The sequence below is a fragment of the Streptomyces sp. NPDC048436 genome, from assembly GCF_043200355.1.
Taxonomy (GTDB): domain Bacteria; phylum Actinomycetota; class Actinomycetes; order Streptomycetales; family Streptomycetaceae; genus Streptomyces.
In genome coordinates this window covers 98,133-112,840 of record NZ_JBICXP010000013.1, presented here as the reverse complement: position 1 = coordinate 112,840, position 14,708 = coordinate 98,133, and the positions used below count along the sequence as shown (strand labels likewise).

11 protein-coding genes are annotated in these 14,708 nt (G+C 69.2%); 8 read left to right on the top strand and 3 right to left on the bottom strand.

Annotation, left to right across the window (positions count from 1 at the left end; genetic code table 11):
- Window positions 1-11: 11 nt before the first annotated feature.
- The 3 genes from ACGFX9_RS32945 to ACGFX9_RS32935 all read left to right on the top strand — a co-directional run bounded on the left by ACGFX9_RS32945 (window position 12) and on the right by ACGFX9_RS32935 (window position 3,628).
- Window positions 12-995: an aliphatic sulfonate ABC transporter substrate-binding protein gene (locus ACGFX9_RS32945; RefSeq protein WP_393481597.1), complete on the top strand. Its 984-nt coding sequence runs from the start codon at window positions 12-14 to the stop codon at window positions 993-995.
- A 192-nt stretch (window positions 996-1,187) separates the two neighbouring features.
- A complete protein-coding gene (locus ACGFX9_RS32940; RefSeq protein ID WP_393481594.1) occupies window positions 1,188-2,687 on the top strand; it encodes a sulfatase-like hydrolase/transferase in 1,500 nt (499 codons plus the stop codon).
- Window positions 2,684-3,628 carry a formylglycine-generating enzyme family protein gene (locus ACGFX9_RS32935; RefSeq protein ID WP_393481591.1) on the top strand — a complete coding sequence of 315 codons (945 nt, stop codon included), beginning with the start codon at window positions 2,684-2,686 and terminating at the stop codon, window positions 3,626-3,628. The genes ACGFX9_RS32940 and ACGFX9_RS32935 overlap by 4 nt, the downstream gene beginning before the upstream one ends.
- 66 nt (window positions 3,629-3,694) lie before the next feature.
- Here ACGFX9_RS32935 and ACGFX9_RS32930 read toward each other — a convergent pair whose 3' ends face one another.
- On the bottom strand, window positions 3,695-4,369 hold the full coding sequence (locus tag ACGFX9_RS32930; RefSeq protein WP_393481588.1) for a helix-turn-helix domain-containing protein: 675 nt from the start codon (window positions 4,367-4,369) through the stop codon (window positions 3,695-3,697).
- 289 nt (window positions 4,370-4,658) lie between these two features.
- Between ACGFX9_RS32930 and ACGFX9_RS32925 the strand changes: the two genes are divergently transcribed.
- The 4 genes from ACGFX9_RS32925 (at window position 4,659) to ACGFX9_RS32910 (ending at window position 10,758) form a co-directional block, all read left to right on the top strand.
- A complete protein-coding gene (locus ACGFX9_RS32925) occupies window positions 4,659-6,098 on the top strand; it encodes an NCS2 family permease (protein WP_393481585.1) in 1,440 nt (479 codons plus the stop codon).
- A 364-nt stretch (window positions 6,099-6,462) separates the two neighbouring features.
- Window positions 6,463-8,706, top strand: a complete 2,244-nt coding sequence (locus tag ACGFX9_RS32920) for an MMPL family transporter (protein WP_393481582.1) — start codon at window positions 6,463-6,465, stop codon at window positions 8,704-8,706.
- A gap of 7 nt (window positions 8,707-8,713) precedes the next feature.
- Window positions 8,714-10,048, top strand: a complete 1,335-nt coding sequence (locus ACGFX9_RS32915) for a sensor histidine kinase (RefSeq protein ID WP_393481579.1) — start codon at window positions 8,714-8,716, stop codon at window positions 10,046-10,048.
- Window positions 10,045-10,758 carry a response regulator gene (locus ACGFX9_RS32910; protein ID WP_393481575.1) on the top strand — a complete coding sequence of 238 codons (714 nt, stop codon included), beginning with the start codon at window positions 10,045-10,047 and terminating at the stop codon, window positions 10,756-10,758. The genes ACGFX9_RS32915 and ACGFX9_RS32910 overlap by 4 nt, the downstream gene beginning before the upstream one ends.
- Window positions 10,759-10,810: 52 nt before the next feature.
- Here ACGFX9_RS32910 and ACGFX9_RS32905 read toward each other — a convergent pair whose 3' ends face one another.
- Both ACGFX9_RS32905 and ACGFX9_RS32900 read right to left on the bottom strand, forming a co-directional pair.
- Window positions 10,811-12,007, bottom strand: a complete 1,197-nt coding sequence (locus ACGFX9_RS32905) for an MFS transporter (protein WP_393481929.1) — start codon at window positions 12,005-12,007, stop codon at window positions 10,811-10,813.
- Window positions 12,008-12,366: 359 nt separating this feature from the next.
- On the bottom strand, window positions 12,367-13,263 hold the full coding sequence (locus tag ACGFX9_RS32900) for an alpha/beta hydrolase (protein ID WP_393481572.1): 897 nt from the start codon (window positions 13,261-13,263) through the stop codon (window positions 12,367-12,369).
- A gap of 280 nt (window positions 13,264-13,543) precedes the next feature.
- Between ACGFX9_RS32900 and ACGFX9_RS32895 the strand changes: the two genes are divergently transcribed.
- Window positions 13,544-14,563 carry a Gfo/Idh/MocA family protein gene (locus ACGFX9_RS32895; protein ID WP_393481569.1) on the top strand — a complete coding sequence of 340 codons (1,020 nt, stop codon included), beginning with the start codon at window positions 13,544-13,546 and terminating at the stop codon, window positions 14,561-14,563.
- Window positions 14,564-14,708: the final 145 nt, after the last annotated feature.

The window sequence follows — 14,708 nt, the reverse complement described above, 5'->3', positions numbered from 1 at the left end:
GACCATCCCGCATGCCCAGAAGCACGATCAGGCACGCCTTCACGGCCCTGCCCATCGCCTTGATGCTCGTACTCTCCGGCAGCGCGTGTTCCGGTGGTTCCACCGGGGACGACGACACGGTCCGGTTCGGTTACATCGCCGACTACAACGGCGCCAGCCTCCTTGCGATCGCCGAAAAGCAGGGGTTGTGGAAAGAGGCAGGTCTGACCCCGCAGGTGAAGCCCTTCAACAACGGTCCGGTGCAGATCCAGGCGCTCGCCGCCGGTGACCTCGACTACGGCTACATCGGCCCTGGAGCGATGTGGCTGCCCGCCACCGGCAAATCAAAGCTCATCGCCATCGACACCCTCACCTACGCGGACCGCGTCATCGCGAAACCCGGCATGAAGTCGATGAAGGACCTCACAGGCAAGCGCATCGGCGTACCCGAAGGCACCTCAGGCGACATGATCCTCAACATCGCCCTGGAGAAGGCCGGGATGACCGCGAAGGACGTCGAGAAGGTCAACATGGACCCGTCCACCATCGTCTCCGCCTTCTCCTCCGGACGGATCGACGGCGCCGGCTTCTTCTACCCCGCCATCGACACCATCAAGAAGAAGGTCCCGGACCTCGAGGAAATCGCCAGCACCAAGGACACCGGGGACGCCTTCCCCACGGCGTTCGTCGCCGGCAACAAGGTGCCGGAGGGGAAGAACCTGAAGGTGATCAAGGTGCTGCAGCAGGCCAATGACTGGCGCCACAAGCACCCCGAGGAGACCATCGCGCTCACCGCGAAGATGCTGGACGTCACCGAAGCCCAGGCCAGGGCCGACGCCTCCCACGTGCGGACGCTCTCCACCAAGGATCTGGTCGCCAAGACCAGGAATGGCGAGGTGGACGCGTGGCTCAAGAAGCTCGGCGATTTCTTCGTCCGCAACGAGCAGATGGACGACAACCCGGACCCGGGTGAGTACTACGACGGCGACCTGTACGAGAAAGCGCACGGCGAGTAGGGCACGCGTCGGCGAGGCCCGACGCGCCGCTCCTGCCCGCGACGACCTGACCTGACCCGATCCGACCGACCCGACCCGACCATGATCCGGGGCAACGTCATGAGCGGCGGGGGATGACGCCCGCGCAGGATCCGAGAACAGAGCTCCACCGACCGGAAAGGCACTGCCGTGCGCCACAACATGCTCTTCCTCATGACTGACCAGCACCGGGTGGACACTCTCGGCGCCTACGGCAACCCACAGGTGCGCACCCCCAACCTGGACCGGCTCGCCGGCGAGGGCACCCGGTTCGACAGCTGCTACACGCCGACCGCCATCTGCACCCCGGCCCGCGCCAGCCTCCTCACCGGCGCGGCGCCCTTCCGGCACCGGCTGCTCGCCAACTACGAGCGGAACGTGGGCTACTTGGAGGACCTTGCGGAGGGCCAGTTCACCTTCTCCCGACAACTGCGCGACGAGGGCTACAACGTAGGCCTGCTCGGCAAGTGGCACGGCGGTGTGCGGCGGACGGCCGCCGACTACGGGTTCGAGGGCCCCGACCTGGCCGGCTGGCACAACCCCGTCGACCACCCCGACTACCTGGCCTACCTCAAGGAGAACGGTCTTCCGGAGTACCGCATCAGCGACCAAATGCGCGGTACGACGCCGAACGGCAGCCCCGGCAACCTTCTCGCGGCCCGGCTGCACCAGCCGGTCGAGGCCACCTTCGAGTACTACCTGGCCACCCGCACCATCGAGATGCTGCGCCGGTTCGCGGCTGACGAACGCGCGGGGGAGGGTGCCCCGTTCTTCCTCGCCACCCACTTCTTCGGCCCGCACCTGCCCTACATCCTGCCCGACTCCCACTTCGACCTGTACGAACCGGAGTCGGTACCGCTGCCCGCCTCCATAGCCGAGACGTTCGCGGGGAAGCCGCCGGTGCAGAGCAACTACAGCAAGCTGTGGGCGTTCGACACGATGCCGATCGAGGACAGCCGCAAACTCATCGCCGTGTACTGGGGATACGTCACGCTCATCGACGAGCAGATCGGCCGCATCCTCGACGCCATCCGTGAGCTGGGCCTCGACGAGCGCACCGCGGTGTGCTTCACCGCCGACCACGGCGAGTTCACCGGATCCCACCGGCTGCACGACAAGGGCCCCGCCATGTACGAGGACATCTACCGCATCCCCGGGCTTCTGCGAGTGCCGGGCGGGGTCCCGGGGCAGGTGCGTGCGGAGTTCGTCTCCCTCACCGACTACACGGCGACCATCCTGGAACTGGCCGGAAGCGACCCGGCGCCCGCCGTCGACAGCCGCAGCCTGCTGCCGCTGGCCCGCGGCGAGCGGCCGGAGTGGGACGAGCACCACCTGGCCGAGTACCACGGCCACCACTTCCCCTACCCGCAGCGCATGCTGCGCACCCGGCGCTACAAGTTGGTGGTCAACCCCGAGTCGCGCAACGAGCTGTACGACCTGGAAGCCGACCCCGACGAACTGCTCAACCGCTACGACCACCCTGAACTCAACGGCGTACGCAAGCAGTTGATGCACCGCCTCTATCACCTGCTGCGTGACCGCGGCGACAATTTCTTCCACTGGATGACACCCATGTACGACGTTCCGACCGACTACGACACAACCCTGTCCGCGTTCGAGACCCAGGAGACGGAAGGCGCGGGCCCCGCGACGACCGTCGGCAGGACGAAATGACCTGCGCAACCGGCCGGCCACGCCCCTCCTGCTGCGCCCCCGCCCGCACCGAAGCCGGCACGAGCGGTGCGGCGCCGCTCGACGTCTCGCTCCCACCGGGGCCGGTCAGCACGTCGCGCTCGCCCGGCGACGAGACCCGCGTCGCGCTGCCCGGTGGCACCTTCCGGATGGGGAACGAGGACGCCGACGCGAATCCGGGGGACCGGGAGGGACCCGTGCGCGAGGTGGCCGTGGACGCCTTCGCCATCGGCGCGCATGCCGTCACCACCGCCCGTTTCGCGACCTTCGTCCACGAGACCGGGCACCGCACCGAAGCCGAACGGTACGGCTGGAGCTATGTCTTCGCCCGCTTCCTTCCCGCGGAGCTGCGGCGCGTCTCCCCGCGCCCCGATGCCACTCCGTGGTGGTGCGGCGTCCGAGGAGCCACCTGGCGCACTCCCGAAGGTCCCGGCAGCGATCTCGAAGGGCGCCAGGATCACCCGGTCACCCACGTCGGCTGGTCCGATGCGCGGGCGTTCGCGAAGTGGGCCGGCGGGCGGCTGCCCACCGAAGTCGAATGGGAGTACGCCGCACGCGGCGGCCTGGACCAGGCCCGTTACCCGTGGGGTGACGAGCTGACCCCCGATGGCGAGTACCGCTGCAACATCTGGCAGGGCACCTTCCCCGCCAAGAACACCGCCGAGGACGGCTACACCGGTACCGCGCCGGTGCACGCCTTCCCGCCCAACGGGCATGGCCTCTACAACGTGGCCGGCAATGTGTGGGAGTGGTGCGCCGACCGGTGGGACCCGAAGGACTCACATACGCGCGTCATGCGGGGCGGGTCGTACTTGTGCCACGACTCGTACTGCAACCGCTACCGCGTCGCCGCCCGCACTTCCAACACCGCCGACAGCACCACGGGCAATCTTGGCTTCCGTGTGGCGTGGGATCTGGCCTGACCCTACTTGCGGGTCTTCGGTCTTCGGTCTTCGGGTCTTCGCGGTCACAGGCGGCCGGCGTGCCGCCTACCGCTCCAGCGCCTCCCAGAAGCGGTCGATGATGTTGTCGACGTACCGCTGTCCGCCCTCGCCTGCGGCCGAGTTGGAGCCGGCCCGGCTGAGGGTCGCGGCCAGCAAGGTCTGGTACTCGTCGTGCATGGTGCGCAGCGGGTTCTTCAGGTTGCGGTGGTCCAGGGAGGCGAGTTTGGCGATGGCCTTGATGTGCGCCTGCCAGCGGGTGGAGACCGCTTCGGTGAGCAGGCGCGCGAGTTCGTCCTCCAGGCCGGTGACGGCGATCAGGTCGCGGGGGGCCAGACCGAGGAAGCTGCCGAGCTTGGCGGACTGCTGGGCGTCGCCGCTCCAGCGGCCGGCGGCCTCCATGTGCATATAGGCCTCGCGCGGCAGGCCGGTCGCGTCGGCCACGTCGTCCGCGGCGATACCGCGGGCGAGCCGGTGCTCGTACAGGGTCCGCGGCCGGCCCATCAGCTCACCGGGCGCGCACCACAAGGCGCCGGCCAGTGCGGCGAGTTCGCTCGGGTCGGGCGCGGCGACGCCGCGTTCCCACGCGCTGATGTGGTCAGGGGTGATGTGGGTTATGCCGAACGAAACGCTCATGCCGTACGCGACGTGTCCGGGGGCCATCCCGAGTTTCTCGCGCAAGGTCCGGGCGGCACGCGCGTTGAAGGGGATCGGTGGATGCACGGAAAGAGAGTAGGCATTTACGGACCGCGACCGCAGGTCCGCTGTCGTCTGCGTCCGCTTTTGGTGGAGTAGATCCGCAACGATTTTGTAGGAAGGAACATACTGATCGCCACATTGCGACCGCCTCAGTCCCGCCATTTGTCACCGGAATTGAGAACTCCGTCACGCCGCGTATGATCCACCCCCGAGGTGCCGCATGTACGTTCGCACTACTGCCTCACATGCGCCTGCGGTGGCACCTGACAACTCCCGAAAATCCCCCTCATATGCAGGTCCAGGAGACGCAGTCATGCAGACGAGCACGGGGCCGGCCGCGCCGCCCGCCAGATCCGGTGGCCCCCTCGACCGGTTCTTCCAGATAAGCGAACGCGGGTCTACGTACGCCCGCGAAATACGCGGCGGGGTCGCCACGTTCTTCACCATGGCTTACATCCTGGTGTTGAACCCGATCATCCTCGGCGGCGCCGAGGACAAGTTCGGTGAGCAGCTCGACCCCACCCAATTGGCCACCGCCACCACGCTGGTGGCGGCGATGATGACCATCATCATGGGCTTCGGCGGCAATCTCCCCCTCGCCCTCGCCGCGGGCCTCGGTCTCAACGCCGTCGTCGCCTTCCAGATCGCCCCGCTGATGAGCTGGGACGACGCGATGGGCCTGGTCGTCCTCGAGGGTCTGCTGATCTGCGTCCTGGTGATGACCGGCCTGCGGCAGGCTGTCATGCACGCCATTCCGCAGGCGCTCAAGCAGGCCATCAGCGTGGGCATCGGCTTGTTCATCGCCTTCATCGGCTTCGTCGACGCCGGCTTCGTCACGCGCGTCCCGGACGCCGCGAACAGCACCGTCCCCGTCCAGCTCGGCAGCGGCACCCTCGTCGGCTGGCCGATGCTGGTCTTCTGTCTCGGCGTGCTCCTGACCGTCGTCCTCCTGGCCCGCAAGGTCACCGGCGCCATCCTCATCAGCATCGCCGCGATGACCGTTCTCGCCCTGATCGTCAACTCGATCGCCGACGTCAAGTCCTGGGGCCTGATCTCCCCGTCCGTTCCGGACAACGCGGTCGCCGCCCCGGACTTCGGGCTGCTCGGCGAGTTCGACATCTTCGGCTCGTTCGGCCAGGTCAGCGTCCTGACGGTGGTCCTGCTGATCTTCACCCTGATCCTGTCCGACTTCTTCGACACGATGGGCACCGTCGTCGGTGTCACGGCCGAGGCCGGACTCCTCGACGAGCGCGGCCAGGTCCCCGGCCTTGGCCGCGTCCTGCTCATCGACGGCGCCGCGGCCGTCGCGGGTGGCGCCGCCTCGTCCTCGTCGGCGACCACGTACGTCGAGTCCGCCGCGGGTGTCGGCGAAGGCGCGCGCACCGGTTTCGCCAGCGTGATCACGGGCGGCCTGTTCGCCGCCGCGCTCTTCCTCACCCCGGTCCTGACGATCGTGCCCCTGCAGGCCGCGTCCCCGGCCCTGGTCGCGGTCGGGTTCCTGATGATGACGCAGGTCAAGCACATCGACTGGGAGCGCTACGAGCTGGCCGTCCCCGCGTTCCTCACCATCGCCGTGATGCCGTTCACGTACTCCATCACCAACGGCATCGGCGCCGGTTTCGTCTCGCACGTCGTCATCAAGGCCTGCCTCGGCAAGGCCCGCGAGGTGCACTGGCTGCTGTGGGGCACCGCAGGCCTCTTCCTCGTCTACTTCGCGATCGATCCGCTGGAACAGCTCATCGGCATGAAGTAACCGCCGCTGAGCCGGGATCCACGCCGGGGCGCCCCATCCGTTCACGGGTGCGGGCGCTCCGGCTCGTGTCCTCTCTGCAGGGTCGGCGGCGCAGTTCCTCGTACAACGGGGCGCGGTGAGCCATCAGTTCCTTGAGGCGGGTCTGGCGCAGGTCGGCCCCCCCCCGTTGCTCCGGCGCCGGGGGGCCGTTGAGGCCCAAGTCGGCCTGGTGCGTAGGCATCAGGACGCGTGAGTGGCTGGTCCTGGTGCACCAGGGGAAGACGGCGGCGGGGGACGATGCCCGGCGGAGCGCCGGAAGGAAGGGTTGGAGGCGCGGAAATCACGCGCATTCCCCTTTCCTAGCGGTGTCTGGAGTGATCAACAGGTGGCGACATTTCTTTACCGGATCGGACGGTGGGCCTTCCGGCGGCGTCGGCTCGTGGGCGGTGTGTGGCTGGGTGTCCTGGTGGCGGCCTTAGTTGCCGCCGCCGTGGCACCGGCCGGGGAGGAAGAGGACCTCTCCATGCCCGGCACCGAGTCGCAGAAGGCGTTCGACCTGCTGGACGAGCGCTTCCCCCAGAGCAACTCCCAGGGTGCCGAGGCGCGTCTGGTGTTCCAGGCCCCGCACGGGCACCGGGTGACGGCCAGGGAGAACAGGGCGGTCGTCGAGGACACGCTCGGCTCGCTGGACGGGGGCGATCAGGTCGCGTCGACGACCGACCCCTATGAGACCGGCGCTGTCAGCGAGGACGGCAGCATCACCTACTCCACGATCACCTACACCGCGGACGCCGTCGACCTGACCGAGCCGACGAAGAGCGCCCTCGAGGACGCCGCGAGCCAGGCCCGGGACGCGGGGCTGACCGTGGAGATCGGCGGCTCGGCCCTGGATTCGGAAGAGGAACCGGGCGGGACGACGGAGCTCATCGGTGTGGCGGTGGCGGCGGTGGTCCTCGTCCTCGCCCTCGGGTCGCTGGTCGCGGCCGGATTGTCGCTGCTGACCGCCTTCGTGGGCGTGGCCATCGCCTTCGGCCTGGTCTCCGCACTGGCGGTTCCGCTGGGCCTGACGTCCACCGTCGCCATCCTGGCGCTGATGCTGGGCCTCGCGGTCGGCATCGACTACGCGCTGTTCATCACCTCCCGCTTCCGCGACGAGCGCGCCCAGGGCAGCGAGCCGGAGGAGGCCGCGGGACGGGCGGTGGGCACGGCCGGATCCGCCGTCGTCTTCGCCGGCGCGACCGTCTTCATCGCCCTGGTCGGCCTTGGGGTCGTCGGAATTCCCGAACTCACCAAGATGGGCATGGGCGGCGCGGGTGCGGTGGCCCTTGCCGTACTCGTCGCACTGACCCTGGTCCCCGCGCTTTTCGGCTTCTTCGGCCGCCGCGTACTGTCCCGCGCAGGCCGCAAGGCCGTCCCGCGGGGAAGCGAGCGCCCGCACCCGGTGTCCACCGCGGCCGGCCGGAATGGGCTCGGCACCCGCTGGGCGAGGTTCGTGCTGCGCCGTCCGGTGGCCGTGCTGATGATCGCCGGACTCGGTCTCGGTGCCGTCGCCCTGCCGGCGCTGAGCCTCGAACTCGGGCTGCCCGGAGACGAGTCCAAGTCGGTGGAGACCACCCAGCGCCGTGCCTACGACCTGCTGTCAGAGGGCTTCGGCCCGGGCTTCAACGGCCCGTTGACCGTGGTCGTGGACACGTCGGAGTCCGGGGACGCCCGGGCCACCACGGACTTGGTCGTCAAGACCGTACGGGCAGTGGGCGGGGTCGCGTCGGTCGGTGATCCGGTTCTCAGCCGGACCAAGGACACGGCCGTCCTCACCGCCGTCCCGCGGACCGCGCCGAACAGCGGCGAGACCAAGGACCTGGTGCACGCGATCCGGGGCGCGGTCGCAGGCGTCGAGGCCGACACGGGCGCCGGCATCCTGGTGACCGGTACCACCGCGCTGAACATCGACATTTCCGAAGCCATGTCCGACGCCCTCATCCCCTATCTGACCGTGGTCATCGGCCTGGCGGTGCTCCTGCTGATGGTGGTCTTCCGCTCGGTCCTGGTCCCGGTCAAGGCGGCGCTCGGCTTCCTGCTGTCGGTGGGTGCCGCCTTCGGCGTACTCGTCGCCGTCTTCCAGTGGGGCTGGGCGGCAGACCTGATCGGCATCGAGCAGACCGGACCGGTCATGTCACTGATGCCGATCCTCATCATCGGAATAGTCTTCGGCCTCGCCATGGACTACGAGGTCTTCCTCCTCACCCGGATGCGGGAGGCCTACGTCCACGGCGCGTCCCCCGGCGAGGCGATCGTCAACGGTTTCCGGCACAGCGGACGTGTGGTGGCCGCGGCGGCGATCATCATGATCAGCGTGTTCGCCGGATTCATCGGCATGAGCAGCCCGACCATCCAGACGATGGGCGTCGGTCTGGCCGCCGCCGTCGTCTTCGACGCCTTCGTGGTCAGGATGGCTATCGCACCCGCGGTCCTGGCACTGCTCGGCCACCGCGCCTGGTGGCTGCCCCGTACCCTGAACCGTGTGCTGCCGAATGTGGATATCGAGGGTGAGGCACTGAGCAGGCAAGTCCCGGCCTCCGGGGCCAAGTTGGGAGCATCGGTGCCGCGTCTCCCCGTCGGCCGGAACTGAGCCGGCCATGACGAAGGTGAACACGGGTGACGGTGGCCGGCGATCCCGCCGTACGTGGTGGCGGGAGGGAGCGATCACGGCGACGGCGTTCGCGCTCTGTCTGCTCGGCGGCGTGCTGCAGGACGACGGCAGCACGCTGACACCGCCGCCTGCCGCCGCCTACTTCATCGCCGCGGTGTCCTGTGCCGTGCTGCCGGTGCGGCACCGGGCGCCCCTGGCAGCCATGGCGGCCACGACCGCGAGCGGCATGCTGGTGCCGCCCCTGGGCCTCCTGCTGAGCCCGCTCATCGTGGCCCCCGCCGTGATCACCGCCTACTCGCTCACCGCGCGCACCGAACGGCACGCGGCGAGCGCGGTGTCGCTCACCTCTGTGGCGCTGCTCGTCGCCTCCACCCCGTTGTTCGGGGCTCTCTCGTGGAAGGACGCGAGCAGGGTGGGGGCGGTGGCGGCGTTTCCGTTGGTGGCCGGCGTACTCGGGCACTCGACGCAGAACCGACGGGCCTACCTGGCGGCAGTGGAGGAGCGGGCCCGGCGGGCAGAGAAGAGCCGGGACAGTGAGGCGCGCCGGAGAGTGGCCGAGGAACGGGTGCGCATCGCCCGGGAACTGCACGATCTGGTGGCCCATCAGATCACCTTGGCCAACGCGCAGGCCACGGTCGCCGCCCACCTCTTCGACGCCCGCCCGGAGCAGACCCGCAAGAGCCTGAACGAGCTCGTCGAGACCACCGGTGACGCGCTCGATGAACTGCGGGCCACAGTCGGCCTGTTGCGTCAGTCCGGGGACACGGCCGCGCCCGCCGAACCGGCCCCCGGACTCTCCCGGCTCCCCTCGCTCCTCGAGTCCTTCCGCCGCGCGGGTCTGGAGGTGTCGGTGCACCAGGAGGGCACGGCCAGGCCGCTGCCGCCGGGAGTGGACCTCACCGCCTACCGCATCGTCCAGGAGGCCCTGACCAACGTGACCAAGCACGCCGGTACCGGTAGCGCCCGGGTGCGCCTCGCCTGGACCCGCGATCGCGTGAGCATCACCGTCGCCGACGACGGAGGGAAGGCTCGTACGGCGACGACCGCACCCAAGGGACCGAATGCGTCCACGGCGGGGGACCGTCAGCCCGGTTACGGTCTGATCGGGATGCGTGAACGCGCCACCGCGGTCGGGGGACACCTCTCCGCGGGCAGGCGCCCGGAGGGCGGCTTCCTCGTCTCCACCGAGCTGCCCCTCCCGCCCACCAAGGACTCGACGCGTAGGACTGACGGAGCAACAACCTTGGAGGGGCGGGTGGCTGACGGAGTGACAGGCGACGTACGGCCGGGCAATGACGGAGAGGCGGGGGATGTGCCGTGACGCTCCGGGTGTTGCTCGCCGACGATCAAGCCCTGCTGCGCGATGCCTTCCGGCTGCTTCTCGACAGTGCCGAGGACATCACCGTGGTCGGCGAGGCCGCCGACGGCAGGGAAGCGGTGAGACTCACCCGGGAGCTTCGCCCTGACGTGGTGATCATGGACATCCGTATGCCCGAGGTGGACGGTCTCACCGCCACGGCGGAGATCTGCGCGGACCCGGAACTGCGTGCCAGTCGCATCCTGATCCTCACCACGTACGAGACCGACGAGTACGTCGCTCAGGCGCTGCGCGCGGGAGCAGGCGGCTTCATCGGCAAGGGCATCGGGGCCGAGGACCTGCTGGACGCCGTGCGTACGATCGCCGACGGCGACACTCTTCTCTCGCCCGCCGCGACCCGCTCCTTGGTCGCCCGTTTCCTGGCCACACCGGACGACGCCCCGCCGCGCCACCCCGAACAGCTCGCCGTGCTCACCCCGCGCGAACGCGAAATGGTGGCCCTGGTGGCGACCGGCCTGTCCAACCAGGAGATCGCCGAGCGGATGTTCCTCAGCCCCTTCACCGTCCGAGCCCATGTGCAGCGCGCCATGACGAAGCTGGAGGCCCGCGACCGGGCGCAACTCGTCGTCATCGCCTACCGGACGGGCCTGGCCCATGCCGCCCCCGGCGGCGGCACCGGCGGCACCGGCGGCGGGACCGACCGCCTGTCGTAGTCCGATGCGGGGGCCTCTCGGCGGCTCGCTGATCCCGCTCATCGCGGACCCGTCACGGCCCTGCGTTGCCTGCGCCCACGGCCGGGCGCCGCGCCAGGTAGACACCGGCGGCAGCGGCGAGCAGCACCATGACCCCGATGAAGACAAGCGCGGCATCTTCAAGACCGAGTGCCTCGGAGAGCACGCCGATGCCGATGACCGGGATCGAGATACCTGTGTACGCGACCACGAACAGCGACGAGATGACGCCTGCCCGGTGCGCCTCCGGGGCGGCGCCCGAGACGGCTGCCACCGCGGCCCGCAGGGCGAGTCCCTGACCCGCTCCGCCCACAAGTGCGCTGAGTACCACCAAGGGGAGCTGCTCCCAGGTCAACGCCCCTGCCAACAGGCCCAGACCGATGATCAGCAAGAGGCAGCCGAGCGGCAGCGCCCTTGCCACACCGAGCCTGCCGACGAGGAGTTGGCCGATGGTGGACGCGAAGAACGCCAGGAAGACGATCAGTCCGATGAGGGCGAGGTTCGTGACGTCAAGGGTCCGGGTGAGGAAGGCCGGGGACACCGAGGTGAACACCCCCAGCAGGGAGAATCCGACGAAGGCGGCGAGTGCTGCGGGTACGAAGACCTTCCGGACCTCCGGCGGCAGGCTGGGCCCTTGTGGTCGTGCCGTGCGCAGGGGCCGCGGGTCGCGCACGGTCTCGGCCAGGGACCAGATCATGGCGAACGCGACGCCCACCAGGACGAGATGCACCACGAACGGCATCTGCAGCGGTCCCGGCGCGTACTCGGCGAGCAGCCCCGCGAGCAGCGGGCCGCAGCCGAGGCCTCCCATGTTGGCCGCGGTAGATGCGAAGGCGGCCCGCCCCTCCTTGCCGGGCGGGGCGCACTCCATCACGTACGCGGTCGCGGCGCCGGTGAACAGTCCGGCGGACAGCCCCGAGAGGAGCCGTCCGAGGTACAGGAGCGCCAGGCCGCCCTCGGACAGGAAGCACACGGCGCTGAGGGCTGCGAGCCCCAGTCCGCAGAGCAGGACCGGTTTGCGGCCGACGGTGTCCGAGACGTTGCCCGCGAGCAGCAGGACACCGATCACTCCGAAGGCGTAGACGGCGAAGACGACCGTCACGATCAGTTCGGAGAAGCCGAGCTCGTCCTGGTACAGACCGTAGAGCGGGGTGGGAAGCGTGGTGCCGGCCATACACACGGCGAAGGCGCCGGCGGCCCGGAGATATCCGCCCCGGCGACGGTCCGGCACGGCGTTCTGACGATCAGTCACACCAGGCACCGTAGTCGGCGTCGGGAGCCGCCGGGCGCTCTGAGATTCCGGCGTGGTGTCGTTCCCCTCGCAAACCGGGCCGGCTCTGTGAGTGCCGGCGTTGGTCTTCACGCTGAACGCCTGCATCCGAATGCGCGAGGCCGAGAAACTGTCCGCGCACGACGGTCGGCCGACGGCCCGTAGATGAGGCTGGTGGACGACTACCGGTGCGGGTGCCCCTGCTCAGCAGCCGCTCGGCATACCCGATACCCGATATACCCGAGCCCGCGCCGAAGCCGCCCGCTACCGGACTCTCTTTGGCGCAAACGCACTCAGTTACGAGGCCGACCAGGCTGCGCCTACGCCGCGAGTGTGTCCAGGACTTCTGCGATGGGGGCGAGACCCAGGGGCCCTACGTGCGACGCCTCGGGAAAGTTGTGTACGCGGAAGCGGTTGCCGGGTGTGAGTGCGTCGGCCTCCGCGACCATCCTGTCCTGGAGCGCGGTGGCGATCGTCCGGTCTTTACCGAAGCGCAAGTAGGTGCGGGGAATGCGTCCCCAGCTGTCAGCTCGGCCGACCGCTCGGCCCGCATAAGCGGCGATGGGCTCATCGGTCTGCATGCCGGCCATGAACGTGCGGAAGTCGGCGTCGGGGTAGTCCGCGCAGCTCATCTCCTTCAGGAGGGCCAGTTCACGGCCGTCACCTGTCCGGAAGTTCAGCCGCAGCACCCCGAGCCGGTCCTGGTCACCGACCACCAGCTCGACCGGGCTGACGGCGTTGGCGTTCTCGGGTGCCGCCGTGCAGGCGTCCGCTGTGGGCAGGGCACGGCTGGGGCAGAAGGCCGCCATGTAGCAGATGTGGTGAAGCAGATGCGGGACGGCATTGCCGACACGGCTGACCGATACGCCACCCAGGCTGTGCCCGACCAGCACCACCGGGCTGTTCCGCGCCGCGCGCCGCACGATACCCGTGACGCGCGCCTCGTAGTCGTCCAGCCCGAGGCCCTTCAGCGGGGAAGGCTCGACCGCCATCGCTTTGAGGTCCTGCCGCTGACACGACTCCGGGACGAAAGCCTCCGCGCCATGCCCCGGCTGGTCCACCATGACGACGCGGTGACCGCGCAGCGTCAGCTCCCGCGCGATCGGCATCCAGAACGCGCCGGCGCTGTGGGTACCGTGCACCAGCACGTAGGTGGTCGGCCCGCGACGTGGCTCCGCCACCGCCCGTGAGGCTCCGAGCCCGCCGGCCACAGCCATGCTCCCCACCGCAATCCCCAGACCGCGCAGCGCCGTCCGCCTGGTGGTACCCGTTGGCTGTTCGTTCGTGGAATCCCTCATGTTCCGACGCTATGAGTGTCCCGGTGAGCCCACCAGCGGCCCAGCACCCCCGTGGGGGTGGGCCTGACACCACCTACGAACGCGGGGCTCGGTCGATCGCTCTGTGAACACCGGGGCGGATTGGCCGCGAGTCGGTCCGCCTTTCGCTGGAGATGATGGGCGGGAAGGTCCTTGAACAGGAGGGGAGACACCACAAGTCATGCCATCTCAGCGAGTGCTCGGTGTGGCCGTCATCGGCGCCGGGAAAATGGGCGCGGACCATGTACGTCGGATCCACGACGTCATCAGCGGGGCGCGGGTGACCGCTGTCGCCGACATCGAGGCGGAACGGGCGCAGTTGCTCGCCGATTCGATCGAAGGTTGCACGGCCTACACAGAAGCGGCGGCGGCCATTGCGGCGGAAGACGTGGATGCCGTTCTCATTGCCTCACCCGGTCCTGCCCATGAGGCAGCCCTGAGCGAAGCCCTCGGCCGTGACCTGCCGGTGCTGTGTGAAAAGCCGATGACTCCGGACACGGCATCCGCCCAGCGGATCCTGGAAGCCGAGCAGCGGCTCGGACGTCGGCGTATCCAGGTGGGTTTCATGCGGCGCTACGACGCCGAGTACGTCCAGCTCAAAAGGCTCCTCGACAGCGGCGAGTTGGGCGCGGCACTGATGCTGCACCAACGGCACCGCAACCTGCTCATGCCGCCGGGGTTCACCGACGAGATGCTCATCAGCAGCTCGGTCGCACACGAGGTGGACGCGACCCGCTGGCTGCTCGACCAGGAGATCACGGCGATCACCGTGCACAAGCCGACGGCGTCGTCGCATGCCCCGGCCGGCATGAACGACCCCCAGTTCGTCCTCCTGGAGACCTCGGCGGGCGGGCTCGTCGACGTCGAAATCTTCGGCCATTGCGGTTACGGCTACCAGGTGCAGGCCGAGGCGGTCTGCGAGCGGGGCACCGTACGTATCGGAGACGAACGAGGGCCCCGGATCAGCGCCGACGGCCGCTGGGGAGCCCGCATCCCGCCGGATTACGTCGAGCGTTTTGAGGGCGCCTACGACCGCGAGGTGCAGACCTGGGTGGACGCCACCCGCCGGGGCGAGATCACCGGCCCCAGTGCCTGGGACGGCTATGCGGCTGCGGCCGTGTGCGAGGCGGGCCTGGTGTCCCAGCGGGAGGGCGGGCGGGTCGAGGTGGCGCTGATCGAGCGTCCCGAGTTCTACGAGTAGAGCGTAGATCGTAGATCGTAGGGCAAGGGGAGCAGGCGGCGGCTGACCGGTGCCGCCCGCTCCGTCGTGCATACGTCGGTGTTTCCTCTGTGCCTTCGGCCGGGCGCTGCGCCGTTGAACGAACGTAGCAGTACCTGTCGTACGA

Bases quoted from the DNA above. Each gene is read 5' to 3' on its own strand.
- ACGFX9_RS32945 (WP_393481597.1), top strand. From the start codon at position 12: ATGCCCAGAAGCACGATCAGGCACGCCTTCACGGCCCTGCCCATCGCC.
- ACGFX9_RS32940 (WP_393481594.1), top strand. From the start codon at position 1,188: ATGACTGACCAGCACCGGGTGGACACTCTCGGCGCCTACGGCAACCCA.
- ACGFX9_RS32935 (WP_393481591.1), top strand. From the start codon at position 2,684: ATGACCTGCGCAACCGGCCGGCCACGCCCCTCCTGCTGCGCCCCCGCC.
- ACGFX9_RS32925 (WP_393481585.1), top strand. From the start codon at position 4,659: ATGCAGACGAGCACGGGGCCGGCCGCGCCGCCCGCCAGATCCGGTGGC.
- ACGFX9_RS32915 (WP_393481579.1), top strand. From the start codon at position 8,714: ATGACGAAGGTGAACACGGGTGACGGTGGCCGGCGATCCCGCCGTACG.
- ACGFX9_RS32900 (WP_393481572.1), bottom strand. From the start codon at position 13,263: ATGGCTGTGGCCGGCGGGCTCGGAGCCTCACGGGCGGTGGCGGAGCCA.
- ACGFX9_RS32895 (WP_393481569.1), top strand. From the start codon at position 13,544: ATGCCATCTCAGCGAGTGCTCGGTGTGGCCGTCATCGGCGCCGGGAAA.